The organism is Streptomyces sp. NPDC032822 (assembly GCF_055578825.1).
In genome coordinates this window covers 359,012-383,405 of sequence record NZ_JBVIOL010000005.1, presented here as the reverse complement: position 1 = coordinate 383,405, position 24,394 = coordinate 359,012, and the positions used below count along the sequence as shown (strand labels likewise).

General features: G+C 73.1%; 22 protein-coding genes and 1 pseudogene. 12 read left to right on the top strand and 11 right to left on the bottom strand.

Translation table 11 applies throughout. The annotated features are described in order from the left end of the window. Positions 1 to 15: 15 nt before the first annotated feature. From ACZ5VD_RS17300 to ACZ5VD_RS17285, 4 genes are read left to right on the top strand one after another with little or no spacing between them, the layout of a single operon-like run. The gene (locus tag ACZ5VD_RS17300) at positions 16 to 1,593 is read left to right on the top strand and encodes an ABC transporter substrate-binding protein (protein WP_468682613.1); all 1,578 of its coding nucleotides are present in this window, start codon (positions 16 to 18) and stop codon (positions 1,591 to 1,593) included. Between the two features lie 20 nt (positions 1,594 to 1,613). Continuing rightward, positions 1,614 to 2,585 (top strand): ABC transporter permease, encoded by a 972-nt coding sequence (locus ACZ5VD_RS17295; RefSeq protein ID WP_468682684.1) that lies wholly within the window; start codon positions 1,614 to 1,616, stop codon positions 2,583 to 2,585. Beyond that, entirely contained in the window at positions 2,582 to 3,430 is an 849-nt protein-coding gene (locus tag ACZ5VD_RS17290) for an ABC transporter permease (protein WP_468682612.1), read from the top strand. The genes ACZ5VD_RS17295 and ACZ5VD_RS17290 overlap by 4 nt, the downstream gene beginning before the upstream one ends. Then, complete coding sequence (locus ACZ5VD_RS17285) at positions 3,427 to 4,992, top strand: ABC transporter ATP-binding protein (protein ID WP_468682611.1); 1,566 nt, start codon at positions 3,427 to 3,429, stop codon at positions 4,990 to 4,992. The genes ACZ5VD_RS17290 and ACZ5VD_RS17285 overlap by 4 nt, the downstream gene beginning before the upstream one ends. Before the next feature lie 282 nt (positions 4,993 to 5,274). Here the strand turns inward: ACZ5VD_RS17285 and ACZ5VD_RS17280 are convergent, their stop codons facing one another. The 4 genes from ACZ5VD_RS17280 to ACZ5VD_RS17265 form a co-directional block, all read right to left on the bottom strand. Further along, positions 5,275 to 6,639 (bottom strand): hypothetical protein, encoded by a 1,365-nt coding sequence (locus tag ACZ5VD_RS17280; RefSeq protein WP_468682610.1) that lies wholly within the window; start codon positions 6,637 to 6,639, stop codon positions 5,275 to 5,277. A 269-nt stretch (positions 6,640 to 6,908) separates the two neighbouring features. Next, positions 6,909 to 7,682 carry a methyltransferase domain-containing protein gene (locus tag ACZ5VD_RS17275; protein WP_468682609.1) on the bottom strand — a complete coding sequence of 258 codons (774 nt, stop codon included), beginning with the start codon at positions 7,680 to 7,682 and terminating at the stop codon, positions 6,909 to 6,911. Further along, the gene (locus ACZ5VD_RS17270) at positions 7,679 to 8,293 is read right to left on the bottom strand and encodes a TIGR04282 family arsenosugar biosynthesis glycosyltransferase (RefSeq protein WP_468682608.1); all 615 of its coding nucleotides are present in this window, start codon (positions 8,291 to 8,293) and stop codon (positions 7,679 to 7,681) included. Before ACZ5VD_RS17270 ends, ACZ5VD_RS17275 begins: the two co-directional genes overlap by 4 nt. Next, the gene (locus ACZ5VD_RS17265) at positions 8,290 to 8,991 is read right to left on the bottom strand and encodes a glycosyltransferase family 2 protein (RefSeq protein WP_468682683.1); all 702 of its coding nucleotides are present in this window, start codon (positions 8,989 to 8,991) and stop codon (positions 8,290 to 8,292) included. Before ACZ5VD_RS17265 ends, ACZ5VD_RS17270 begins: the two co-directional genes overlap by 4 nt. 214 nt (positions 8,992 to 9,205) lie before the next feature. On the opposite strand from ACZ5VD_RS17265, the gene ACZ5VD_RS17260 reads away from it, so the two are divergent. Then, positions 9,206 to 9,991 carry a response regulator transcription factor gene (locus ACZ5VD_RS17260; protein WP_468548164.1) on the top strand — a complete coding sequence of 262 codons (786 nt, stop codon included), beginning with the start codon at positions 9,206 to 9,208 and terminating at the stop codon, positions 9,989 to 9,991. 2 nt (positions 9,992 to 9,993) lie between these two features. Beyond that, complete coding sequence (locus tag ACZ5VD_RS17255; protein ID WP_468682607.1) at positions 9,994 to 11,106, top strand: sensor histidine kinase; 1,113 nt, start codon at positions 9,994 to 9,996, stop codon at positions 11,104 to 11,106. 187 nt (positions 11,107 to 11,293) lie between these two features. Here ACZ5VD_RS17255 and ACZ5VD_RS17250 read toward each other — a convergent pair whose 3' ends face one another. The 3 genes from ACZ5VD_RS17250 to ACZ5VD_RS17240 are packed head-to-tail and all read right to left on the bottom strand — an operon-like array spanning position 11,294 to position 14,470. Then, positions 11,294 to 12,283 carry an NAD-dependent epimerase/dehydratase family protein gene (locus ACZ5VD_RS17250; protein ID WP_468682606.1) on the bottom strand — a complete coding sequence of 330 codons (990 nt, stop codon included), beginning with the start codon at positions 12,281 to 12,283 and terminating at the stop codon, positions 11,294 to 11,296. A 52-nt stretch (positions 12,284 to 12,335) separates the two neighbouring features. Beyond that, complete coding sequence (locus ACZ5VD_RS17245) at positions 12,336 to 13,784, bottom strand: sensor histidine kinase (RefSeq protein WP_468548161.1); 1,449 nt, start codon at positions 13,782 to 13,784, stop codon at positions 12,336 to 12,338. Beyond that, a complete protein-coding gene (locus ACZ5VD_RS17240) occupies positions 13,781 to 14,470 on the bottom strand; it encodes a response regulator transcription factor (protein WP_468548160.1) in 690 nt (229 codons plus the stop codon). The genes ACZ5VD_RS17245 and ACZ5VD_RS17240 overlap by 4 nt, the downstream gene beginning before the upstream one ends. Before the next feature lie 150 nt (positions 14,471 to 14,620). Here ACZ5VD_RS17240 and ACZ5VD_RS17235 point away from each other — a divergent pair, with 150 nt between their 5' ends. The 3 genes from ACZ5VD_RS17235 to ACZ5VD_RS17225 are packed head-to-tail and all read left to right on the top strand — an operon-like array spanning position 14,621 to position 17,434. Continuing rightward, positions 14,621 to 15,961, top strand: a complete 1,341-nt coding sequence (locus tag ACZ5VD_RS17235; RefSeq protein ID WP_468548159.1) for a ferredoxin reductase family protein — start codon at positions 14,621 to 14,623, stop codon at positions 15,959 to 15,961. Between the two features lie 13 nt (positions 15,962 to 15,974). After that, positions 15,975 to 16,676, top strand: coding sequence for an FMN-binding protein (locus ACZ5VD_RS17230; protein ID WP_468682605.1), 702 nt, complete (start codon positions 15,975 to 15,977; stop codon positions 16,674 to 16,676). Positions 16,677 to 16,678: 2 nt separating this feature from the next. After that, on the top strand, positions 16,679 to 17,434 hold the full coding sequence (locus ACZ5VD_RS17225; RefSeq protein ID WP_468682604.1) for an FAD:protein FMN transferase: 756 nt from the start codon (positions 16,679 to 16,681) through the stop codon (positions 17,432 to 17,434). Between the two features lie 60 nt (positions 17,435 to 17,494). On the opposite strand, the pseudogene ACZ5VD_RS17220 reads toward ACZ5VD_RS17225, so the two are convergent. Both ACZ5VD_RS17220 and ACZ5VD_RS17215 read right to left on the bottom strand, forming a co-directional pair. After that, positions 17,495 to 19,566 (bottom strand): annotated as a pseudogene (locus ACZ5VD_RS17220) (ArnT family glycosyltransferase). Continuing rightward, positions 19,563 to 20,420 carry a glycosyltransferase gene (locus ACZ5VD_RS17215; protein ID WP_468682603.1) on the bottom strand — a complete coding sequence of 286 codons (858 nt, stop codon included), beginning with the start codon at positions 20,418 to 20,420 and terminating at the stop codon, positions 19,563 to 19,565. The pseudogene ACZ5VD_RS17220 and the gene ACZ5VD_RS17215 overlap by 4 nt, the downstream one beginning before the upstream one ends. 225 nt (positions 20,421 to 20,645) lie before the next feature. On the opposite strand from ACZ5VD_RS17215, the gene ACZ5VD_RS17210 reads away from it, so the two are divergent. The 3 genes from ACZ5VD_RS17210 to ACZ5VD_RS17200 are packed head-to-tail and all read left to right on the top strand — an operon-like array spanning position 20,646 to position 23,172. Further along, positions 20,646 to 21,803, top strand: coding sequence for an ABC transporter ATP-binding protein (locus ACZ5VD_RS17210; RefSeq protein ID WP_468682602.1), 1,158 nt, complete (start codon positions 20,646 to 20,648; stop codon positions 21,801 to 21,803). After that, positions 21,800 to 22,507 carry an ABC transporter permease gene (locus ACZ5VD_RS17205; protein WP_468548153.1) on the top strand — a complete coding sequence of 236 codons (708 nt, stop codon included), beginning with the start codon at positions 21,800 to 21,802 and terminating at the stop codon, positions 22,505 to 22,507. The genes ACZ5VD_RS17210 and ACZ5VD_RS17205 overlap by 4 nt, the downstream gene beginning before the upstream one ends. Further along, positions 22,504 to 23,172, top strand: coding sequence for an ABC transporter permease (locus tag ACZ5VD_RS17200; RefSeq protein ID WP_468548152.1), 669 nt, complete (start codon positions 22,504 to 22,506; stop codon positions 23,170 to 23,172). Before ACZ5VD_RS17205 ends, ACZ5VD_RS17200 begins: the two co-directional genes overlap by 4 nt. A gap of 156 nt (positions 23,173 to 23,328) precedes the next feature. Here ACZ5VD_RS17200 and ACZ5VD_RS17195 read toward each other — a convergent pair whose 3' ends face one another. Beyond that, complete coding sequence (locus ACZ5VD_RS17195) at positions 23,329 to 23,931, bottom strand: GTP-binding protein (RefSeq protein WP_468548151.1); 603 nt, start codon at positions 23,929 to 23,931, stop codon at positions 23,329 to 23,331. Further along, complete coding sequence (locus ACZ5VD_RS17190) at positions 23,918 to 24,364, bottom strand: DUF742 domain-containing protein (protein ID WP_468548150.1); 447 nt, start codon at positions 24,362 to 24,364, stop codon at positions 23,918 to 23,920. The genes ACZ5VD_RS17195 and ACZ5VD_RS17190 overlap by 14 nt, the downstream gene beginning before the upstream one ends. Positions 24,365 to 24,394 lie beyond the last annotated feature (30 nt).

Genomic DNA, 24,394 nt, shown 5'->3' with positions numbered 1-24,394 from the left:
CCTCAAGGGACCGTCATGTACGACGAACGCATTTCCGGCCTGCGCCGCCGCGGCTTCCTCGCCGCCACCACCGGGGCCGCCGCCCTCACCCTGGTCGGCTGCGGCGGCGGCACGGAGAAGGCCGAGGAGACCGGCAGCGGCACGCCCCGGCGCGGTGGACGGCTGCGCGCCGCCTTCGCGGGGGGCGGCGCGAGCGAGACCCTCGACCCGCACCAGGCCAACCTGTTCGCGGACGTCGCCCGCGCCAAGGCGCTCTACGACAAGCTCGCCGACTACGGCGCCGACCTCTCCGCCCAACCGCGCCTGGCCGCCGGCTGGGAGTCCGGCAAGGGCCTCGATCGCTGGCAGGTCACCCTGCGCAAGGCGACCTTCCACGACGGGACGCCCGTCACCGCGAAGGACGTCCTCGCCAGCTACCGCCGTATCGCCGACCCCGAGCAGGCGTTCCGCGCCAAGGCGTCTCTGGAGCCCATCGACCTCGACGCGAGCCGCGCCACCGGAGAGCGGTCCATCGAGTTCGTGCTCAAGCGGCCCACCGCCGAATTCCCCAACATCCTGGCCGCGTTCGGCGCGTACATCGTCCCCGAGCGGGCCACCCGCACCGGCACGGACTTCGACGGGAAGCCCATCGGCTCCGGCCCCTTCCGGTTCGTCTCCTTCACGCCCGGCCGCTCCGCCGTCTTCCGCCGCTACGACGACTACTGGGAGGGCGCCCCGCACCTCGACGAGCTGGAGTTCGTCGTCGCCAACGAGGAGTCCGCCCGCGTGGGCGCCCTCCTCGGCGGCCAGGTCGAGTACGCCCACGAACTCAACCCCACCACCGCCCGCGCCCACGAGGGACAGGGCCAGATCGAGATCGTGCGGCTCCGGAACAGCGCCATGCAGGCGTTCTGCATGAAGACCGACCGCCCGCCCTTCGACGACCAGCGGGTCCGCGAGGCGTTCTTCCTCATCGCCGACCGGAAGGAACTCGTCGACGGCGCCCTGTCCGGGGCGGGCGTGGTCGGCAACGACCTGTTCGGCAAGGGCTACGAGTACTACGCCGACGACCTCCCGCAGCGCGCCCAGGACCTCGACCGGGCCCGCGCCCTGCTGAAGCAGGCCGGCGCCGAGAAGCTCCGGGTCACCCTGGACACCTCGGCCGTCGCCGCCGGGTTCACCGAGGCCGCGAGCATCTTCCGCGACCAGGCCGCCAAGGCGGGCGTCACCGTCGACGTGAAGATGGGCAGCAAGGACTCCTACTGGAGCGACATCCTCGACAATGGCACCCTGTGCTGCTATCGCTCCGGCGCCATGCCCATCGAGGCCCACCTCTCCCAGCGGCTGCTCACCGACTCCACCACCAACGCCACCCAATGGCGGCACAAGGACTTCGACGCCCAGTACCAGCAGGCGCAGTCGACCCGCGACACGACCGAACGAGCCGCCGTCTACGAGCGGATGCAGCGCCGCCTCTACACCGAGGGCGGCTTCCTCATCTGGGGGTTCGCCGACTGGATCCTCGGAACAGCCCGCAATGTGAAGGGAGTTGAGGCCGAGGCCCCCGCCAACACGCTCGACTGGGCACGCTTCGACAAGGTCTGGCTCACGTGAGGGCGAGGGTGAGCGCCGGCATCGACGCAGGCAAGGGGGACGGCGGCCTGCGTTCCTTCGTCGCCCGGCGGCTGCTCCTCGGCGTCGCGCAGACCGTGGCCGTGGTGCTGCTGGTCTTCGCGCTCACCGAGGCGCTGCCGGGCGACGCCGCGGTGGCGCTCGCGGGGGACCAGCCCGACCCGGCGCGGATCGCCGCGATCCGGGAGGCGATGGACCTGGACCGGCCGGCATACGAGCGGCTGGCCGACTGGGCGGTGGGCCTGACACACGGCGACCTCGGCACCTCCCTGGCCTCGGGCCGCCCGGTCTCCCAGTACCTCGCCGCCGGGTTCGGCCCGAGTCTGCTGCTGGCCGGACTCACCCTCGCGCTGCTGGTCCCGCTCGGCCTCGGCCTCGGTGTGCTCGCCGCCCGCCACGAGGGGCGGCTCGTCGACCGGCTGGTCAGCGGGGTGACCCTCGCCGTGTACGCGGTCCCCGAGTTCGCCCTCGGGGTGCTCCTGGTGACCGTTCTCGCCCTGAAACTGGCCTGGCTGCCACCGACCGCCGTCGGCTACGGCACCGACCTGCTCGCCCACCCGGCCGCGCTGGTCCTGCCCGTCCTGGTCCTGCTCGCCCGCCCGGTGTGCTCCCTGTCCCGGCTGGTCCGCGCCGGCATGGTCGACGCCCTCGCCTCGCCGTACGCGACCCACGCCCGCCGCTACGGCGTCCCCGGCGCCCGGGTCCGCTACGCCCACGCCCTGCCCAACGCCCTCGCCCCGGCGGTCCAGCAACTCGCCCGCACCGTCGACTGGTTGCTGTGCGGAGTCATCGTCGTGGAGGCGCTGTTCGTGATCCCCGGTCTGGGCACGGTCCTGCTCGACGCCGTCGCCGAACGCGACGTACCGGTGGTGCAGGGGCTGGCGGTGGTGTTCGGGGTGCTGACCGTGGTCCTCAACCTCGGCGCGGACGTGGTGGCGTACCGGCTGACGCCGAGGGCGGGGGCGGCGGCATGACACGGCGTCGCTTCGCCCTGGGCCTCGCCGTTGTCGCGGTCCCTCTCGTCCTCGCCCTCCTAGGCCCCCTGTTCACCGGCGAACCCGGCCCGCGTGCCGCCTCCTTCACCCTCGGCGGCGGCCACTGGCTCGGCACCGACTTCGTAGGCCGGGACGTCTGGCGGCAGGTGCTGCACGGCGGCCGTACGGTCGTGCTGACCGCTCTCGCCGCGACCGCCCTGGCCTACCTGGTCGCGCTGCCCGTCGGACTGATCGGTGCGCTCACCCACGTACGGCGGCTGGAAGAGCTGCTGATGCGGCCGCTGGACGTGCTGCTCGCCGTACCGTCGCTGCTGCTGATCCTGCTGGTGGCGTCCGTGTTCTCGCCGGGCGCGGCCGGACTCGCACTGCTCGTCGCGCTGGTGAACGTGCCCGACGCGGCCCGGATCGTGCGGGCGGCGGCGGGTGAGGTCGCCGCGCGTCCCGCGGTGGAGGCGCTGCGCATGCAGGGCGAGACCTGGTGGCGCATCGCGGTCGGATACGTCGGCCGTTCGACCCTGCGGACCCTCGCCGCCGACGCGGGCATCCGGCTGACCGGCGTGCTGTACCTGGTGTCGACGGCCGCGTTCCTCGGGGTGGGGGTCGCGCCGGACGCCGCCGACTGGGCGGTCATGGTCGACCGCAACCGCACCGGACTGTTCGTCCAGCCCTGGGCCGTGGTCGTGCCCGCGCTCCTGATCGTGGCGCTGACGACAGGCACCAACCTGCTCTTCGACGCCGCACTGCAGAAGACCCCCCAGGCCCCGCGGATTCCCCAGGCCCCCCAGGCCCCCCAGGCCCCGACACAGAAGGGACGGCGGCCGTGAACCGTCCGACGCACCACCCGGACGACCTCGTCGCCGAGATCCGTGACCTGCGCGTCGAGATCGACGGCCGGGCGATCGTCGACGGTGTGCGCCTGCGGGTGCGGCCCGGCAGGGTGACGGCCCTTGTCGGCGCCTCCGGCAGCGGCAAGACCACGACCGGTCTCGCGCTGCTGGGGGAGTACCCGCCCGGCGCCCGGGTCACCGGCGAGGTACGGCGGCCCGAGGGCGGCCGGGTCGGGTACGTGCCCCAGCACCCCGCGGCCGTCCTCAACCCCGCCCGCCGCGTCGGCGCCCTGCTGGACGACCTCACCCGCCCCCAGGTCCGGGGACTGCCCCGTGCCGAACGCCGCCCGGCCGCCCGGGAACTGGTCCTGCGCGCCCTGTCCGATGCCCAACTCGCCGAGGGGAAAACCCTGTTGGGGCGTCATCCGCACCAGCTCTCGGGTGGCCAGCAGCAGCGGGTCGTCCTCGCCCAGGCCCTGCTGTTCGGTGCCCGGGTCGTCGTCGCCGACGAACCGACCACCGGGCAGGACGCGTTGACCAAGAGCCGGATCGTCGAGCAGCTGGCCGCGGTCGCGGCGCGCGGCATCGCGGTCGTCCTGCTCAGCCACGACCTGGACGTGGTGCGGGCCCTCGCCGACGAGGTGCTGGTGATGCGGGCGGGCCGGGTCGTGGAGTCGGGGCCGGCCCACCGGCTGTGGTCTGCTCCCCGGCACGAGTGGACCCGCCGACTGCTGGAGGAGAAGACCGCCCCGCACCCCACGACCGGCCCGCGGACCGGCCAACCCGCACTGGAAGTAGGGGACCTGACCGCATCGCACGGCCGCACCCCCGTCCTGCGCGTCCCGCACCTCGCCCTGCGGTCCGGCGAGTGCCTGGCCGTCGTCGGCCGGTCGGGCAGCGGCAAGACCACCCTCGGCCGCTGTCTGGCGGGCCTGCACCGCGACCACGACGGCGAGATCCGGCTCGACGGCACCCCACTCCCGCGCAGCCTGCGCCATCGCGACCGCACCCAACTCGCGGCCGTGCAGTACGTGTTCCAGGACGCCCGCGCCGCCTTCGACGAGCACCGGCCCGTCCTCGGGCAGATCGCCCGCACCGCCGTCCGGCTCCGAGGCGCGGACGAGCGTACGGCCACCGAGGAGGCGTCGGCCGCCCTGGGCCGCCTCGGGCTCACCGACGACCTCGCCCGCCGCCTCCCCGGCGCGCTCTCCGGCGGCGAACTCCAGCGGGCCGCCCTCGCCCGCGCCCTGCTCGCCCGGCCCCGGGTGCTGATCTGCGACGAGATCACCTCCGGCCTCGACACCGTCACTCGCCGCGCGCTCCTCGACCTGCTCGCCGGTCTGCTGGACGACCGCGACGACCTGTCCCTGGTCCTGGTCACCCATGACCTGGACACCGCGCGCCTCGCCCACCGCGTCGCCGTACTGGACGCGGGCGAGATCGTCGAACAGGGCCTGGCGGACGTGGTGCTGACGGATCCTCAACACCCCTTCACCGTCTCCCTCCTGGCGACGACCAGGCGACTGGAGTCGGGCAACCGCTTCCGGTCCAGAACGTAGGAGTTCGCCGGGACGGGTATCGGCACCGGCCGGTGCCGGGCATCGTGTGGCGGCCCGAAGCGCGAGCCGTACGTCCGAAGTCGTTTCGGAGGATGCAGGGATGAGGGGATTCGGGGGAGGCGAGGGAGAGGGCAGCCGCGCTGTCGCCGGTGCCATCGGCCGACTCCCTCGGCGGCGACCTGAAGTCGGAGAAGGCCACCGACGCCCGGGCCCCGATCCGACGCGATCCGACCCGCTCTGGTCCGACCGGATCATAAACGGGGCCGTCTCGCTGATCAACCGTCACCAGCCGGTCAGCAAAAGGTGGTTGACGAGGAGTGCCGTCACTGCCTGGGCCGTCAGCCACCCCCGCGTGCCCGACCCCGGCAGCCACGCACCCGCCGGCAGCAGCCACACCGCGAACGGCAGCCAGATGCGTTCCGTCTCCGCCTTGCTCATGCCGGACAGGTCGGCGGCGAGCAGCGCGAGGAGTGCGGCGAGCACGAGCACACCGAGGCGCACCTCGGGGCGGTCGAAGCGGCCCCGGTCACGGCACCCGCGGTCGAAGGGCCCGCGGGCGAGTGCCGCTCCGATTCTCCGCAGCCCCGCCACCGTCGCCGGACCGACCACCAGGACCGTGCACGCCAGATTCGCCCACACCCAGTAGCCGTACGGCCGCACCCCGCCCGCTCCCTGGTGGTAGCGCCGGACCAGCAGCCGGTACGCCTCCCACCAGTCGAACCCGGCGACGGTGAACGCCACCGGGACGACCAGGAATCCGGCGAGGAGGAGCGGGAGGAGGGAGAGGGGGCGGGCGCCCTGCCGTCCCAGGAGGAGGACGGCACCGGCGATGACGACGAACAGCGTCAGGCCGTACGACAGATAGCCGGTCAGGCCGAACAGCAGACCCGATCCGAAGCCCGTCCACCCCCGCCGGTGCCCCCTCACCGCCAGCGCGAGCAGGGCGACCGCCCAGGCCGCGACCGCCGCGAAGTAGCCGTCCGCGGACGTGCCCACCCACACGGCGGCCGGGGCCAGGACGAGGAAGGGCGCGGCTCGGCGGGCGAGCCGCTCGTCCGCGAGGACCCGTACGGCGACCAGGACCGCGACCGCCGCCGTCGTGCCGACGGTGATGCACCAGACCCCCGCCCAGCCCCCGCCGCCCAGCCCGGCCCGGTCCAGCAGGACGAAGGTGAGGGTGGCCCCCGGGGGATGGCCCGCCACATGGGCGGGCCAGTTGTCCGGCGCGTCGATCAGGATGTGCCGGGTGAAGTCCGCCAGCGCGGCCGGGATGTCGTGGAAGCGGTCGACGACCGGCAGGTACTCGCTCCTGGTCGTCAACTGCTCGGCCACGCCCCGGTACCAGCCGTCGACGAGCGCGAGGGACCACGTCCAGGCCATCGAGACGGCCCAGACGGAGACGAGCAGCGTGCGCCAGGGCAGCCGGGCGGCCAGGGAGGGGCCGTACGCCACCACGGCGACCGCGACGGCCAGGGCGGCCGGGGTACCGGGACCGACGTGCGGGTCCCAGGTCGCCAGCAGTGGCGGCCACCCCACCCGGAGGGTGCCGTCCCGGTCCTCGACGGCGTCGCCGACCAGGACGGCGGTCGCCACGAGCAGGGCGGCGGCCACGGCCGCGTACAGGTCACGTCTCAGATCGCGGTGCACGCGCAAACGCTAGATCGCGTAGCCCCGCCCGGACGGCCGGCCGGCTCGGACGTCAGAGTTTCGTCATAGTGGGCAGGCAGGCAGGCAGGCAGGCAGGCAGGCAGGCAGGCAGGTAGGGCGGCCGGTCGTCGCCGGGCGCTCCGGGACGGGTCGGATCGGCCGGTCCCGTCCGAGCCGACCCGATCCACTGCGACTACCCCTGCACCGTGCCGCGTTGCCATCGACCGGGTGGCGGCCGGTCGGCCTCCGACCAGTGGGGGGGCGGGGCGTCACGCCTCCGCCACCTGACTGCCCGCCGACCGCTTCCCGGCCCGCCGGCTGCCGCTGACGGGCGCCCCGCCGGACGGCTCGGCGCCCCTGTGCGTGCCACGGCTGCGCAGGGCGACGAAGGAACGCCCGCCGGTCACCCACTGACCGGCGGCACTCCAGCCCGCGCGGTCCGCGTGCCGCAGCAGGGCCGGAGTGCCGAGCCGTGCCCAGGGGAACGGACTGCCGGCCGCGCCCCGCGCGTCGGTGACATGGACCAGCACCCGTTCGTCGAGGTCCGTCCCCGGCACGGTCTCGACGATCAACAGGCCTCCGGGGAGCAGGAGTTCGGACATCCGGGCGAGGAGTTCCGGTGGCTCGCCGCCGATGCCCACATTGCCGTCGATCAGGAGCGCGGTGCCCCAGCGGCCCTCGCCGGGCAGCGGCTCGAAGACCGAGCGCCTGAGCGCCGGCCCGCCGAGGGCACCGGTCCGGGAGACGGCCGCCTCGCTGACGTCGATGCCGAGCACCCGCCGCCCCTGCGCGCCCAGGGCCGCGACCAGCCGCCCCGGCCCGCAGCCGACGTCGAGCACCGTGCCCTCGCAGCGTCGCAGTACCTCCAGGTCGGCCGCGTCGGCGTCCGCGCACCAGCGCTCCACCTCCAGCGGCAGCAGCCAGCCGTCCGCGCGGCACAGGAAGAGCGGCCCGCGACCGGCGCGCAGGGCGTCGGCGTAGGGGTCGGCCGACCAGGGATCGGCGAGCGGCGCCCGCCGCGGGGCGATCCGTACGCCGCTCATCGGGCCGCGCCGAGCCGGGCCAGCGCCGCGGCGAACCGCCCACCGGGCGCCTCCCTGGCCACCACCTCCGCGTCGTACGCCGTGTCCACGTCCCGCAGCCGCGGCAGCTCACGTACCCGCAGTCCGGCGAGCCGCGCCCGCTGCACGGCCCCCGTCGACGGCGTCGACATCGGTACGCCCCGCAGCAGGGCGGGGTCCGGTGCGGCCAGGCCGAGCGCCCAGAAGCCGCCGTCCTCGGCGGGCCCGAAGTGCGCGTCGCAGTCCGCGAAGTCCACGGTGAGCAGCTCCGGGGTCACCTGGGGCGTGTCCATACCGATGAGGAGGGCCGGGCCGTCGCAGCCCGCGAAGGCGGCGGCGAGCCGTTCGTCGAGGCCGCCCGCGCACTGCCGTACGACGTCGAATCCGGGCGGCAACCACGGGCCGGGCTCGCCCTCCAGGACCAGCACCCGGCGGCGCGCGGGGGTCCGTGCCACCGCGTCCAGGGTGTCGGCCAGGGACGCCTCGGCGAGCGTGGCCGCCTCCCGGGGCGTGAACGCCGGAGTCAGTCTGGTCTTCACCTTCCCCGGGCGGGGCTCCTTGGCGATGACGAGGAGCGTGGTCGCGGAGGTCATGCGCGCACCCCCTTCCCGGCGGTGGTCCCGGCGGTGGTCCCGGAGACCGCCCCGGCCTCCGTCAGGACCCGGCTCATGTCCCGCACCGCGTGCCAGGTGCCGCGCCAGGTGCCCGTCACCTTGGAGGTGCCGGTGCGCGGGTGGTACGGGACGTCGTGCTCGGTGATCCGCCAGCCCGCCCCGGCGGCGCGCACGACCATCTCCAGCGGATAGCCGCTGCGCCGGTCCGTGAGACCGAGGGCGAGCAGCGGTTCGCGCCGGGCGGCCCGCAGCGGGCCGAGGTCGTGCAGGCGCAGGCCGGTGCGGCGGCGGAGCAGCCGGGAGAGGGCGAGGTTGCCGGCCCGGGCGTGCGGCGGCCAGGCGCCGAAGCCCTGCGGTCGGCGCCGGCCGAGGACGAGGTCGGCCTCGCCGGCCCGGATCTCGCGGACGAACGGCACCAGGCCGGCCGGGTCGAGCGAGGCGTCGCAGTCGCAGAAGCAGACGATGTCGGCCGTGGCGGCGGTCAGGCCCGCGTGGCAGGCGGCGCCGAAACCGCGCCGCTCCTCGCGTACGACCCGCGCGCCGAGGGCGTGGGCGATGCGGGCCGAGTCGTCCGTGGACCCGTTGTCCACGACCAGTGCCCGCCAGCCGGGCGGGATGCGCTCCAGCACCCAGGGCAGCGCCTCGGCCTCGTCGAGACAGGGCAGCACGACGTCCACGGACACGGACGTGGACGCGGGGACAGGGTCCGGATCCGGTACAGGGGCAGGAGCAGAGTTGGGGCCGGGGACAGGACTCTTGAGGTCGGAAGAGGTCGTCACGGCTTTCACCCTACGAGCGCGAAACCGGCATATCGGACCCCTGTTCCTTACGGAACGCGGACGTCGGGAGCCGGTGTCCGCGCTGCGGCGCCCCCGGTGCGAGGCTGGCCGCATGGAGCAGCAACCGCACGAAACGGAGCAGCGGCCGTACGGCACGGAGCCACGGCCGTACGAACGGGCCGGGGCCCGGGTCCTCGTCGTGGACGACGACCCGACCGTCGCCGAGGTCGTCTCCGGGTATCTCGACCGGGCCGGATACGTCGTGGACCGCGCGGGCGACGGGCCCGACGCCCTCGCCCGGGCCGCCGCGCACTGGCCGGACCTCGTCGTCCTGGACCTGATGCTGCCCGGCATGGACGGCCTGGAGGTGTGCCGCCGGATACGCGGGCGCGGCCCCGTGCCGGTCATCATGCTCACCGCGCGCGGCGACGAGGACGACCGCATCCTCGGCCTGGAGGTCGGCGCCGACGACTACGTCACGAAGCCCTTCAGCCCCCGCGAACTCGTCCTGCGGGTGGAGTCCGTGCTGCGCCGCACCCGGCCCTCACAGCCGTCCGCAACCCTCGGCGCGGCCGGGCTCACCCTGGACCCCAGGGCCCGCCGTGCCGCCAAGAACGGTACCGAACTCGCCCTCACCATCCGCGAGTTCGACCTCCTCGCGTTCCTTCTGCGGCACCCGGGCCGGGTGTTCGGCCGCGAGGACCTGATGCGGGAGGTGTGGGGCTGGGACTTCGGCGACCTGTCGACCGTGACCGTCCATGTCCGCAGGCTGCGCGGGAAGATCGAGGACGACCCGGCGCGCCCGCGGCTGATCCAGACCGTGTGGGGCGTGGGCTACCGCTTCGACGCCACCGGTTCCGACGCGACCGGTTCCGACGCCGCCAGTGAAGGGGCCTGACCGTGCGCGACACCCTCCTCATCGCCCTCTTCGCCTTCCTCGGCGCCGCCGCCGTCGGCGTACTCGGCGCGGGTACGCTGCTGTTGCTCCGCAGGCGCTCGGTCACCACGCACCTCGCCGTGGTCGCCGCCGTGGCCGTCACCGCGATGCTCGCCGGGACCCTCGCCGTCGCCCAGGCCATGTTCCTGTCCGCGCACGACCTGAAGGTCGTCACCACGGTCGTCGCGATGGCCGCCGCGGTGTCCCTCGCCACCGCGCTGCTGCTCGGCCGCTGGGTCGTCGCCCGCAGCCGCGCCCTCACACTCGCCGCCCGCTCCTTCGGCGACGGCGGCGACTTCACCTCCCCCCACGGCCCCGCCACCGCCGAACTCGCCGATCTGAGCCGTGAGTTGGAGGCCACCAGCGCCAAGCTGGCCGAGTCCCGGGAACGCGAACGGGCCCTGGAGGCCTCCCGGCGCGAACTCGTCGCCTGGATCTCGCACGACCTGCGCACCCCGCTGGCCGGACTGCGCGCGATGTCCGAGGCCCTGGAGGACGGCGTCGCCACCGACCCAGGCCGCTATCTCCGCCAGATCCGTACCGAGGTGGAACGCCTCAACTCGATGGTCGGGGACCTCTTCGAACTCTCCCGCATCCACGCGGGGGCGCTGGCGCTGAGCCCGAGCCGGATCTCGCTGTACGACCTCGTCGGCGACGCGCTCGCGGGCGTCGACCCGCTGGCGCGCCGGCACGGCGTACGGCTGGTCGGCACCGGCGTGCAGCCCGTGCCGGTCGAGGTGGACGGCAAGGAGATGAGCCGGGTCCTGGGAAACCTGCTGGTGAACGCCATCCGCCGGACCCCTGCCGACGGCACGGTCGCCATCGCCGCCGAGCGCGGCCCCGACGGGGTGGTCCTGTCCGTCACCGACGGCTGCGGCGGCATCCCGGAGGAGGACCTGCCACGCGTCTTCGACACCGGGTGGCGCGGCACACACGCCCGGACCCCGCCCGCCGGCGCGGGCCTCGGCCTCGCCATCGTGCGCGGCATCGTGGAGGCCCACCAGGGCCGCGCCTCGGTACGCAACGTCACCGGCGGCTGCCGCTTCGAGGTGACACTGCCCGCGGCGGAGGTCTGAGGGTTCGCGTGGTCCGGCGGCGGAGGTTTGCGATGCTCGGTCCGGCGGCTAGGCACTGAGAGTCCGCGCGGCCCGGCTGCGTGGGCTTGCGGGTTCGCTCGGTCCGTCCGTCGATGTCTGGGGGTCCTCCGGCCGGTCGGCGATGTCTGAGGGCTCGCCCGGTGCGGGGCCGTCGATGGCCGGGAGGTCACTCGCCTTCCGCGAACTCCCGCATCCCCTCCTCGAAGCCCACCTCCGCCTTCCAGCCGAGTTCGGCCCGCAGCCGGGCCGAGTCCGCCGTGATGTGCCGTACGTCCCCGAGCCGGTACTCGCCGGTGATCACCGGCTCCGGGCCGCCGTGGGCGGACGCCAGCGCGCGGGCCATCTCACCGACCGTGTGCGGCCGGCCGCTTCCGGTGTTGTACGCCGTCAGCGCCCCCGGCCGTGAACCCGCCTCCAGCGCCGCCACGTTGGCCGCCGCCACATCCCGTACATGGACGAAGTCCCGTCGCTGGCCGCCGTCCTCGAAGACCCGCGGGGCCTCACCGCGGGCCAGCGAGGAGCGGAAGAAGGAGGCGACCCCGGCGTACGGGGTGTCGCGGGGCATGCCCGGCCCGTACACGTTGTGGTAGCGCAGCGACACCGCCGTGCCGTCCGTGGCCCGCGCCCACGCCGCCGCCAGGTGCTCCTGGGCGAGCTTGGTGGTCGCGTACACGTTGCGCGGATCGACCGGGGCGTCCTCGCCGACCAGCCCGGGGGCCAGCGCGGTGCCGCACCGCGGACAGACGGGTTCGAAGCGCCCCGCGTCCAGGTCGGCGACGGCCCGCGGACCGGGCCGGACCACCCCGTGCCGGACGCAGGTGTAGCGGCCCTCGCCGTACACCACCATCGACCCGGCCAGGACCAGCCGCCGTACGCCCGCGTCGGCCATCGCGGTGAGCAGGACGGCCGTACCGAGATCGTTGCGGGAGACGTACTCCGCCGCGTCGGAGAAACCGACGCCGAGGCCGACCATCGCCGCCTGGTGGCACACCGCGTCGACGCCGGTCAGGGCACGGTGGACGGCGGCGGGGTTGCGGACGTCCGCCGGCGGTTCGGCCCGGACGTCGTAGACGACGGGCTCGTGCCCGTGGGCCCGCAGGGCCTCGACGATCCGGGACCCGATGAATCCGGCACCGCCGGTGACCAGTACGCGCATGCGCTCACGCTAGGGGCGGGTCCGGCCCGCGTGACGGGACGCGCCCGGCACGTCACGGCTTCGTAAGACTCACCGGGCCCAGCGGGAGCGTCACCGTGAACACCGTGGCGCCCGGCCCGCCGCTCAGCTCGATCGTGCCGCCGTGCGCCCGGACCAGGGAGCTCGCGACGGCCAGGCCGAGGCCGCTGCCGCCGCGGTCGCGGCTGCGGGCCTTGTCGACGCGGTAGAAGCGGTCGAAGACCAGCTCGCGGTCGTCGGACGGGATGCCAGGGCCCGCGTCCGTCACCCGCACCAGCGCGCGGCCGTCGGCGACGGCGACCTCGACGGACACCGGCGTGCCCGCGGGGGTGTGCACGGCCGCGTTGGTCAGCAGGTTGTCCAGGACCTGGCGGATGCGTTGCGGGTCCAGGCGCAGCGGCACCTCGTCGGGACCGGGCGGCACTGTCAGCGGATGGTCGGGGTGGCTCGCGCGGAACGCGTCGGCCGCGTGGTCGACCAGCTCCACCAGGTCGGCCTCCTCCGGCCGCAGCGGGGTCTCCACCTCGGCCGCGTCCAGCCGGGCGAGCAGCAGCAGATCGTCGAGGAGGATGCCCATCCGGGCCGCCTCCGCGCGCAGCCGGGCCAGGTGCCGGTCACGTTCCTCGGGGGCGTTCGCGGCGGCGTACTGGAAGAGGTCCGCGTAGCCCCGTACGGACATCAGGGGGGTGCGCAGCTCGTGCGAGGCGTCGGCGACGAAGCGGCGCAGCCGCTGCTCGGCCTCCGCGCGGACCGCGAGGGAGTCGTCGATGTGCTCCAGCATGGTGTTGAACGCGGTGCGCAGCTCGTCCACCTCCGGGCCGCCGTCCCGCCCGTCGGCGCGCAGCGGCAGCCGGGCCGCCGACTCGGTCAGGTCGTGCGAGGCGATGCCGTGGGCGGTGGACGCCATGTCGCTCAACGGCTGCAGACCGCGCCGCAGCATCTTCCGGCCGAACACCACCAGCGCCAGCACCGCGAGCGCGAACGCGATCACCTGCACGGTGATCAGCCGGTCCACGGTGTGCTCTATGTCCTCCATGGGCGCGGCACTGACCAGCACCACCCCGGGCTCCACCTCGCAGGCCCGCAGCCGGTAGACGCCCTTCCCGTCGATCTTCACGGTGCGCATCAGCTCGGTGTCGGAGTGCGCCATGCGCTCGGCGAGCACGGTGAGCTGGTGGGAGTCGTCCGGGATGTCGGCGGGCCTGCGCAGCACGGCCGAGTCGGCCGACACGTCGTACACCGCGCTGAACCAGCCCCAGTACGGCTTCTGCCGTACCGTGCCGTTGGCCTCGGCGTCCTTGGCCTGCACGGTCTGGACGACCTTCAGCTGGTAGCCCAGTTGGTTGTCCAGGTAGTCGCGCATATACATCGTGAGCGCCGAGCCCACCCCGGCGAACACCACCAGGGACAGCGCGCCGAGGCCCAGCGCCAGCCGGGTCCCCAGGCGCAGCCGGCGGTACGTCTCACGGAAGTGCCGGATCACTCCGCGGCCTGTCGGATCACGTAGCCGAAGCCCCGGACGGTGTGGATCAGCGGCACCCCGGTGTCGTCGAGCTTGCGGCGCAGCCGGCTGACGACCAGCTCCACGACGTTCGACCGGCCGCCGAAGCCGTACTCCCACACGTGGTCCAGGATCTGCGCCTTGGTCAGCACGGTCGGGGACTTGCGCATCAGATAGCGCAGCACCTCGTACTCGGTGGGGGTGAGCGTGAGCAGTTTCTCGCCCCGGCGCACCTCACGGGTGTCCTCGTCCATCGTCAGGTCGGCGACCCGCAGCACCGAGCGCTGGAAACCCGGTCCGGCGCTGCGCCGCAGCACCGTCCGCAGCCGGGCCATCAGCTCCTCCACGGCGAACGGCTTCACCAGGTAGTCGTCCCCGCCCCGGGTCAGCCCCGCCACCCGGTCGGCGACCGCGTCCCGGGCCGTCAGGAACACCACGGGCACCATCGTGCCGGAGCGCCGCAGCCGGTCCAGGACACCGAAGCCGTCGAGGTCGGGCAGCATCAGGTCGAGCACGACGATGTCCGGACGGAACTCGGCGGCGCGGCTCAGTGCCTCCTCGCCCGAGTTCGCGGTCACGGCGTCCCAGCCCTCGTAGCGGGCGACCGTCGCCACGAGGTCGGCGATCGGCGGGTCGTCGTCCACGACGAGGAGTCGTACTTTTTCCACCCGCTCATAGTGCGTCACCGAACCCCCGATACCGGACTGCCTGTGGACGCCTTGGCCACATCGATAAGCACTTGAAAGTCGTACGACAGTAAAACGACAGCTCCCTGCGGGGAAGCTCGATACCCCGGACCCGATCAAGGAGCTCACCCCGTGACTGCCGTCCAATCGCCCCCTGCGCCCCCCACGGCGATACAACGCCCCAGGGTGGTGGCGCGCACCGGCCTGTACGCCGTGCTGGCCGCGAACGTCGCCGTGGTGACCTACTTCTTCGCCCAGGCCGGCTTCGCGTCGAACGCGCTCATCGTGCTGGGCCGGCTGACCGGCCTGTACGCCGCGCTCATCATGGCCTTCCAGCTGGTCCTGGTGGCCCGCCTGCCCTGGCTCGACCGCCGGATCGGCATGGACCGGCTGACGTCCTGGCACCGCTGGACCGGCTTCGGCCTGCTGTTCTCGCTGCTCGGACACGCCGTCTTCATCACCTTCGGCTACGCCGAGGGCACCGACGTCGGCCCGATCAGCCAGCTGGTCGACCTCGCCGAGACCACCGAGGGGGTGCTCCGCGCGATCGTCGCCCTGGCGATCATCATCGTGGTGGGCGCCGTGTCCGGCCGTGCCGCCCGGCGCCGTCTCGCGTACGAGACCTGGCACTTCATCCATCTGTACACCTACGTCGCCGTGGTGCTGGCCTTCACCCACCAGGTCGCCGTCGGCACCACCTTCACCGCCTCCTCCGCCGCCACCGCCTACTGGTACGGCCTGTGGGGCGTCGCCCTCGCCTCGGTGTTCGTGGGCCGGCTCGTGCTCCCGCTGTGGCGGAACTGGCGCCACCAGCTGCGCGTCACCGCCGTCGTCCCCGAGTCGGACAACGTCGTCTCCATCTACATGACCGGCCGCGACCTCGACCGGATGCCCGCCCGGGCCGGCCAGTTCTTCCTGTGGCGCTTCCTGACCCCCGACCGCTGGTGGCAGGCCAACCCGTTCTCCCTCTCCGCCGCGCCCGACGGCCGCACCCTGCGCCTGACCGCCAAGGCCGCGGGCGACGGCAGCGCCGCCCTGCGCCACGTCAAGGTCGGCACCCGCGTCTTCGCCGAGGGCCCCTACGGCGCCTTCACCGCCCTGCACCGCACCCGCTCGGAGTCCGTGCTCATCGCGGGCGGCGTCGGTGTCACGCCCATCCGCGCGCTGCTGGAGGAGATCCAGGGCCACGCCGTCGTCATCTACCGCGTCGCCAGTGACCGGGACGCGGTCCTCTACGACGAGCTGCGGGACCTCGCCCTCGCCAAGGGCTGCGAACTGCACCTGGTGACCGGCCCGCCCGTCCCCGACCGGCTGGCGTCCGGCGAGCTGGCCCGGCTGGTGCCGGACATCGCCGACCGGGACGTCTTCCTGTGCGGGCCGCCGCCCATGATGAACGCGGTGCTGGGCAGCCTGCGCGAGCTGGACGTGCCCAAGCCGCAGATCCATTTCGAACGCTTCAGCCTGGCGGGATGAGGAAGACAACATCGTGAAGCGAGCCATACCTGTCGTCGTGCTGAGCATCGCGGGCCTGGTGCCCGTCTGGCTCTACCAGCCGTCGACCGACACGTCCTCCAGCCAGATCTCCACGCCGGCCTCGACGCCCTCCGCGGGCTCGTCGGGCTCCTCGTCCACCGTGGTCTCCGGCTCGGCGATCGACACGGAGAAGGGCACCGTGCAGGTCCAGGTGACCTTCGCGGGCCAGAAGATCACCGCAGTGAAGATGCTCCAGCAGCCGAACCATCCGCAGACTACGGCGGCGGTGCCGAAGCTGATCGCGGAGACGCTCGAGGCGCAGAGCGCGGACATCGACACGGTGTCCGGGGCGACGATCACCAGCGGCGGCTACCGGGAGTCCCTCCAGGCCGCGATCGACGAGAACGCGAAGACGGCGACGGCCTCGCCGTCCGCCTCCGCCTCGGCGGCCTCCTCGACCCAGGTCGTGGCGGGCTCGGCCGTGAACACCGAGAAGGGCACCGTCCAGGTCGAGGTCACCTTCGAGGGCGACGAGATCGACTCCGTGAAGATGCTTCAGCAGCCGAACCATCCGCAGACCACGGCGGCGGTGCCGAAGCTGATCGCGGAGACGCTCGAGGCGCAGAGCGCGGACATCGACACGGTGTCCGGGGCGACGATCACCAGCGGCGGCTACCGGGAGTCCCTCCAGGCCGCGATCGACGCGAAGGGCTGATCATGCACAGGGTCGAACACGTCATGGGGTTCCCGGTCTCGCTCCGGGTCGACGACGCGCACATCGGCGAGGAGACCGCCGACGCGGTCTTCGCCTGGCTGCACGAGGTCGACGTCCGGTTCAGCCCGTTCAAGCCGGACAGCGAGGTCTCCCGGCTCGACCGGGGCGAGCTGACGACCGGTGACCTCGGCGCGGACCTGCGGGAGGTCCTCGACCTGTGCGAGCACTACCGCCTCGCCACCGGCGGCGCCTTCGACGTCCGGCTGCCCGGCCGCGGCCTCGACCCCTGCGCGGTGGTCAAGGGCTGGTCGGTGCAGCGGGCGGCGGAGCTGCTCACGGCCGCCGGGGCGCGGCGCTTCTGCCTCAACGCCGGCGGTGACGTGGTCGCCGCCGGCGGCCCCTGGCGGGTGGGGGTACGCCACCCCGAGCACGCCGACAAACTGTGCACGGTCCTGGAGTTGACGGACGGCGCGGTCGCCACCTCCGCCCGCTACGAGCGCGGCGACCACATCGTCGACGGCCGCACCGGGCGACCGGCGACCGGTCTGCTCAGCCTCACCGTCGTCGCCCCGACGCTCACGGAGGCCGACTCGGTCGCCACGGCGGCCTTCGCGATGGGCACGGAGGGCGTCGACTGGGCCGCGGGGTTGCCGGGGTGCGAGGTGTTCGCCGTGGACGCCGGACGGCAGGTGCTGCGGACGCCGGGTTTCCCGGTCGCGGGCCCGGCCACCGGGGAGGGCGGCTCGGCCGCCGCGTGAGGGACGGAAGCCGCAAGCCCCCGCGTCTCCCGACGCGGGGGCTTCCCGCTTTCCTCGGTGTCAGCCGACGTCGGTGGCGTCCAGGCGGTACAGGCCGCTGTAGTCGGACACCGCCGTGCCGTTCTTCTCGACCCAGGTGGAGATCGCGGTGTTCGACGAGCCCTGGCCGCTGTCGCTGATCACGATGTAGTGCAGCTTGCCGGACTTCACCAGGCTCTTGAGCTTGGCGAGGGTCATCGCGTTGTCGCTGCCGGACCAGCCGCCCATGGAGATCACGGGCTGTCCCGACTCCAGGATGATCGAGGACGCGGTCTGGTCGGTGGCCACCGCGACCAGCCAGGTGGCACCGTCCTGGTTCTTCTTCAGGTACGTGATCATCGCGGACGAGACCTGGGTGCCGCCGCCCATGCCGCCACCACCTGTTTGGCTGCCCGACTCCGAGGAAGCGGAGGACGACGTGGACGACGACGAGGTCGGAGGTGTTCCCATGGACTGGCCCTCGGACGTGCCGGAGTTCGCACTCCCCGTCCCGCTGGGCGCGTTGCCGCTGGGCCGACTGCCGCCGCCCATGCCGCCCCCGCCGCCGCCCATGCCTCCACCGGTGCTCGGACCGGCCGTCGGATTGGTGCCGTTGGTGCTCGCGGTGGTCGCCGCCGACACCGAGTACGCGGCGGGACCGGCGAGCAGGGCCACGACGGCGGCCAGCGCGGCGATCCCCATCAGCTTCCGCCGCCCGGTGAACCGGGCGGCCAGCAGCCCGATCACCGAGGCGGCGCCCGCGACCCCGGCGACGACCTCCGCGACCGTGTACACCGTGCCCGAGCCGGAGACCCGCTGGAGCAGGACGACCGCCCAGACCGTGCTGCCCGCGACGGCCGCCGGAAGCACCCAGCCCCACTTCGCCGCCGAGCCCTCCGGAAGGCCCGGTAAAGCTGCACGGCGCCGATACCGGCCAGGGCGGCGACGCCCGGGGCCATGGCGGTGACGTAGTAGGGGTGGAAGGTGCCCTCGGCGAGCGCGAAGGTCAGGTAGTGCAGGACGAACCAGCCGCCCCAGAGCAGCAGCGCCGCCCGCTTGACGTCGGCGCGCGGGGCCCGGCCGCGCAGCACCAGGCCGCCGACCAGGGCCACCAGGGCGAAGGGGATCAGCCAGGAGATCTGGCCGCCCATGATCTCGTTGAACAGGCGGTACAGGCCCGCCTCGCCGCCGAAACCGGCGCCGTTGCCCTGCGAGCCCGCCGACGAACTCGCCCCGAAGATACGGCCGAAGCCGTTGTAGCCGATGACCAGGTCCCAGACCGTGTTGTCGGTCGAGCCGCCGATGTAGGGGCGGGAGGAGGCCGGGATCAGGTCGACGGCCACCATCCACCAGGCGCTGGAGACGACGAGCGCGACCGTGCCGAGCGCGAGGTTGCGGAGGCGGCGGCCCAGGCCGCCCTTCGCGGCCCACAGGTAGACCAGGAAGAACGCGGGCAGGACGACGTACGCCTGCATCATCTTGGTGTTGAACGCGAAGCCGATCGCGACGCCGGACCAGACCAGCGGCATCAGCCTGCCGGTGCGCACGGACCTCATCAGCGCGGCGGCGCCGAGCAGCATCAGGAAGACCAGAACCGGGTCCGGGTTGGTGTCCCGGGTGATGGCGACCGTGATCGGGGTGAGGGCGAGCGCGAGGGCGGCGATGATGCCCGCGACCGGGCCGAAGTCCCGCTTGACCATGCGGTACAGCAGGCCGACCGAGCCGACGCCGAGCGCGACCATCGGCAGCGCCAACTGCCAGGTGCCGTAGCCGAGGAGGCGGGCGGAGAGGCCCATCACCCAGAGGGCGAACGGCGGTTTGTCGACGGTGATGAAGCTGCCGGAGTCGAGCGCGCCGAAGAAGAACGCCTTCCAGCTCCTGGTGCCGCTGTACACGGCCGCGTTGTAGAAGGTGTTGCCGGTGACGGAGGAGAGGTTCCAGGCGTACAGGGCGGTGGCCAGCACCAGGACCGCCCACAGGGCGGGGCGGGCCCAGCGCGGGTCCTCGGGGGCGCCGGTGAAGAGCCTGCGGGCGCGGCTGCCCGCGCTGGGCGGCGCGGCCCGGTGCGCGCGCTCCTGGACGGGCACCGCGGGCGGCGGGGCGAGGGTCGTCATGACGCGTACTCCAGGTGGCTGTTCGCCCCGGAGGGCAGGACGGCAGGGGTGGTGGTGCGGGCGGCCGGCACCTGCGGGGTGCGGGTCCGGCGCGGTACGGCGGCGATGCGGGCCCGACCGCTGAGCGTGGACCGGAGCATCCGGCCCACGCCCTTGAGGTCGTCGACGGCGGTGCGGACGATGTCGACCCGGCTGTCGGGGCCGTCGACCCGGTCGACCGGCACCTCGTGCAGGCGCAGCCGGTTGCGCTGTGCCAGGACGAGGAGTTCGGTGTCGAAGAACCAGGCGTTGTCCTCGATGTGCGGGGCCAGCGCCCGGAAGACGTCGGTGCGTACGGCCTTGAAGCCGCACCGCGCGTCCGAGAAGCGGGCCGCGAGGCCCAGCTTGAGGAGCAGGTGGTAGGAGCGGGAGACGAACTCCCGCTGGGGGCCGCGTACGACGTCCGACTGCCGGTGCGGACGGCTGCCGGTCGCGAGGTCGCTGTGGCCGGAGAGCAGGGGCGCCACCAGCGGCAGGAAGCCTTCGAGGCCGGTGGAGAGGCCGACGTCCATGTAGGCGACGACGTCCGCGGTCGACCTGCTCCACACGTGCTTCGGTGCGCGGCCCGGGCCCTTGGCCTCCAGATGGACGGCGTGCACGTGGGGCAGCAGGTCGGTCAGGCCGGCGGCGACCCGCCAGGTGGCGTCCGTGCTCGCGTTGTCCGCGACCGTGATCCGGAACGGGAACGGGAAGGACGCTTCGAGGTGTGCGTGGAGACGGCCGATGCCGTCGGCGAGGACGTGTGCCTCGTTGTGGACCGGCACCACGATCTCGACCGACCGCCGCCGGACGCCTCCCGCGTTCGTTTCGTTCATGCCGGTGACGATCGGGGCCGCTTCTGGGGGATCCCTGAGCGGGCTCTGAGCGAAGAGTGAGAATCAGCGGGCTCACAGGATGCGCACAGCCCGGTGACGCCGAACGCCTAAGGTGCGGCCCCGGAAAGGTGTCGAACGGCGCCGTCTAGACTCTCCCCGCAACGGCCTGCACGGTCGTGACCGAAACTGGGCATCTTCTGCCACACCCGAGGGGTATTCGGCGCTTTGATACGGATAGATTCAGTCACCAAGCGGTACCCGGACGGCACGGTGGCGGTCGACCGGCTCTCGTTGGACATACCCGACCGCTCGATCACCGTCCTCGTCGGCCCCTCGGGCTGCGGGAAGACGACGACCCTGCGCATGATCAACCGGATGGTCGAGCCCAGTGAGGGCACCATCCTCCTCGACGGCAAGGACCTCCTCCAGCAGCCCGTCAACACGCTGCGCCGGTCCATGGGATACGTCATCCAGAACGCCGGGCTCTTCCAGCACCGCACGATCATCGACAACATCGCCACCGTGCCCCGCATGCTCGGCTGGGGCAAGGACAAGGCCCGGGCCAGGGCCCGTGAGCTGATGGAGCGGGTCGGTCTCGACGCCGCCCTCGCCAAGCGGTACCCCTACCAGCTCTCCGGCGGACAGCAGCAGCGCGTCGGCGTGGCCCGGGCGCTCGCCGCCGACCCGCCCGTGCTGCTCATGGACGAGCCGTTCTCCGCCGTCGACCCCATCGTCCGCAAGGGACTCCAGGACGAACTCCTGCGCATCCAGGAGGAGTTGGGCAAGACCATCGTGTTCGTCACGCACGACATCGACGAGGCCGTCAAGATCGGCACGATGGTCGCCGTGATGCGCACCGGCGGCAAGCTCGCCCAGTTCGCCCCGCCCGCCGAACTGCTGTCCGCCCCGGCCGACGCGTTCGTCGAGGACTTCCTCGGCGCGGACCGCGGCATCCGGCGGCTGTCCTTCTTCCCCTCGGCCGGACTCGACCTGCTCACCGCGCCGGTTGTCGCCATCGACGCCACCGCCGAACAGATCGCCGCCCGCACCACGGCCGGGACCCCGTACCTCCTCGTCACGGACCTGGACGGCAGGCCGCTCGGCTGGAGCGAGCCGCGGTCCCTGACCGCCGGGAACATCAGGGCGGAGGAACTCCTGCCGTACGGGCGGCCGTTCGCGGCCGGCACGGACTCGCTGCGGGCCGCCCTCGACTGCGCGGTGCTCTCGCCCACCGGCTGGGCCGTCGCCGTGGACGGCGAGGGCCGCGCGGCCGGGGTCGTCTCCCAGCAGACCATCGGCGAGGCGATCCGCGGCGCCCACGCACAAGGCCGTGCGGAGAGCGCGGCCACGAAGGCCGCGACGTCCACGAAGGCCGATCGATGAACGGGTTCTTCGACATCCCCAGCGACCTCCAGCACAGCTGGCTCGGTCTCATCGGGCTGCATGTGCGCGAGGCCCTGCTGCCGGTCCTCGCCGGACTGCTGGTCTCGCTGCCGCTGGCCCAACTGTGCGTGCGCTTCCGCTGGTTGTACCCGCCGGTGCTGTGGGTGACGACCGTGCTGTACGCCATCCCCTCGCTGGCCTTCTTCGTCCTCCTCATCGACTACACCGGCCAGACCGAGCTCACGGTGATGATCCCGCTCACCGTCTACAGTCTCGTCGTCCTGGTCCCGGCGATCGTCGACGGCGTCCGCTCGGTCCCGCAGGAGACCCTCGCCGCCGCCACCGCCATGGGCTTCGGGCCCGTACGCCGGTACGTCCAGGTCCAGTTGCCGATCGCGGTGCCCGCGATCATCGCGGGGCTGCGGGTGGCGACCGTGTCGAGCATCAGCCTCGTCAGCGTCGGCACCCTCATCGGCAACCAGGGCGCCCTCGGCAACCTGCTCAACGACGCGACCATCTACAACCGGCCCGAACTCGCCGTGAACGCCGTGCTCACCATGGCCGTCCTGGCGATCCTCGCCGACGTCCTCCTGGTGGGCGTACGGCTCCTGTTGACGCCGTGGATGCCGCGCCGGGCGCACACGAAACCGAAGGCCGACCGGCCCGACCCGGCCGCCCTCGCCCTGGAGGACGCAGCCCGGTGAACCTGGTCAACTTCATCAACGCCTTCTTCAGCGACAGCGCCCACTGGCACGGCTACGACGGCATCCCCACGCGTCTGGGGGAGCACCTCCAGTACACCCTGGAGGCGCTCGCCCTGGCCGCCGCGATCGGACTGCCGGTCGGGCTGGTCACCGGCCACTACGGGCGCGGCGGCAACGCCCTCTCCCTGATCGCCACCGCCGGACGGGCCCTGCCCACCTTCGGCCTGCTGGTGCTGATGACCCTGAGCCTGGGCTTCGGCCTGGTGAACGTGATGATCCCGCTGGTCGTCCTCGCCGTCCCGCCGATCCTGGTCACCACCTACGAGGCGATGCGCTCCGTCGACCCCTCACCGGTGGACGCCGCCCGCGGCATGGGCATGAGCGAGGCCGGAGTCCTCTTCCAGGTCGAACTGCCCGCGGCGCTCCCACTGATCCTCAGCGGGCTGCGCTCCGCGGCCATCCAGATCGTCTCCACGGCCACCATCGCCGCGTACGTCTCGCTCGGCGGCCTCGGCCGGTACATCGTCGACGGGCTCTACCAGCGCAACTACGAGAAGGTCGTGGGCGGCGCCACCCTGGTCGCCGGGCTGGCGCTCGTCACGCTCGCGGTGTTCTGGGCGGTGAACCGGATCACGGTGTCCGCCGGGGTACGCGGCAGCAACTGAGCGGCGGCAGCCCGACGGAGTCACCGGACGGGGTCACCGAACGGAGCCACCGGACGGGATCGACCGACGCGAAGGGCCCGGGAGAGGTGTGGTCTCCCGGGCCCTTGCTCGTGTAAGTCCTGCTTGTTCAGCCTTGCTTGTTCAGCTCTGTTCGGGTCAGCCCTGGGTGCGGGCCAGTGCCTGTTCCAGTACGACGAGCAGCGCGTCGCGGACCGATCCGCGCTCGCGGGCGTCGAACACCACCACCGGGACACGGTCGTTGACGTCGAGCGCCCAGCGGACCTCGTCCATGGTGTGCTCCACGGTCCCGTCGAAGGCGTTGACGGCCACCGCGAACGGGATCTGCTTGTGCTCGAAGTAGTCGACGGCCGCGTAACAGTCGTCGAGCCGGCGGGTGTCCACGATGACCAGCCCGCCGATCGCGCCCTCGACGAGGTCGTCCCACATGAACCCGAACCGCTCCTGGCCGGGCGTGCCGAACAGGTACAGCTTCAGGGTCGGGTCGATGGTGATGCAGCCGAAGTCCATCGCGACCGTGGTGGTGGTCTTCTGCGGGGTGTGGCTGAGGTCGTCCACGCCCGCCGCGACCTCGGTGATCGCGGCCTCGGTGGTGAGCGGCTCGATCTCGGAGATCGAACCGACGGCGGTGGTCTTGCCGACCCCGAACCCGCCCGCGATCACCATCTTGACCGGCAGCGGTGGTCGTTCGGCCGGGACCTGCGCGGCCCCGGGGAGGGTGGCCGGTTCAGTCGGTGTCACGGAGAACCCCTCGGGAGTCGGGGATGGCCCGCAGGCCATCGATAACCCTTCGCAGGACGGATGCGTCGTGGGTGACGCCGGAGTCGGGCACGTGCACCGTCAACTGCCCCGCCACGCGCAGGTCCTCGGAGAGGATCCGGACGACGTTCAGGTGCAGTCGCAGCCGGGCCGCGATCTCCGCGATGGACTGCGGCCGACGGCATTCGGCGACGATGTCGTGCTGTTCGAAGGAGAGCCGGTCGAGCTCGGCGAGTCCCTCGGCGGTGGCCACCACCTGGGTCTCGACGGGCATCGTCCGGCCGCTGGGGCTGGGTGCCACCCGGCCGGCGGTGACCAGGAACGGCCGTACGGCGGGGACGGGGCCGACCGGGTCCGGGCCCGGGGGCGTGATGCCGTCCCCGCCGGCACTGCTGGGAGTGCGGCCGTCCGCCATGGGTGGTTCTTCCTCCTAGGCCGGGCGGGC

What these genes read in the sequence shown, in the direction of transcription:
- ACZ5VD_RS17300 (WP_468682613.1), top strand. Translation starts at nt 16, where the DNA reads ATGTACGACGAACGCATTTCCGGCCTGCGCCGCCGCGGCTTCCTCGCC.
- ACZ5VD_RS17290 (WP_468682612.1), top strand. Translation starts at nt 2,582, where the DNA reads ATGACACGGCGTCGCTTCGCCCTGGGCCTCGCCGTTGTCGCGGTCCCT.
- ACZ5VD_RS17275 (WP_468682609.1), bottom strand. Translation starts at nt 7,682, where the DNA reads ATGAGCGGCGTACGGATCGCCCCGCGGCGGGCGCCGCTCGCCGATCCC.
- ACZ5VD_RS17270 (WP_468682608.1), bottom strand. Translation starts at nt 8,293, where the DNA reads ATGACCTCCGCGACCACGCTCCTCGTCATCGCCAAGGAGCCCCGCCCG.
- ACZ5VD_RS17260 (WP_468548164.1), top strand. Translation starts at nt 9,206, where the DNA reads ATGGAGCAGCAACCGCACGAAACGGAGCAGCGGCCGTACGGCACGGAG.
- ACZ5VD_RS17250 (WP_468682606.1), bottom strand. Translation starts at nt 12,283, where the DNA reads ATGCGCGTACTGGTCACCGGCGGTGCCGGATTCATCGGGTCCCGGATC.
- ACZ5VD_RS17225 (WP_468682604.1), top strand. Translation starts at nt 16,679, where the DNA reads ATGCACAGGGTCGAACACGTCATGGGGTTCCCGGTCTCGCTCCGGGTC.
- ACZ5VD_RS17215 (WP_468682603.1), bottom strand. Translation starts at nt 20,420, where the DNA reads ATGAACGAAACGAACGCGGGAGGCGTCCGGCGGCGGTCGGTCGAGATC.
- ACZ5VD_RS17205 (WP_468548153.1), top strand. Translation starts at nt 21,800, where the DNA reads ATGAACGGGTTCTTCGACATCCCCAGCGACCTCCAGCACAGCTGGCTC.
- ACZ5VD_RS17190 (WP_468548150.1), bottom strand. Translation starts at nt 24,364, where the DNA reads ATGGCGGACGGCCGCACTCCCAGCAGTGCCGGCGGGGACGGCATCACG.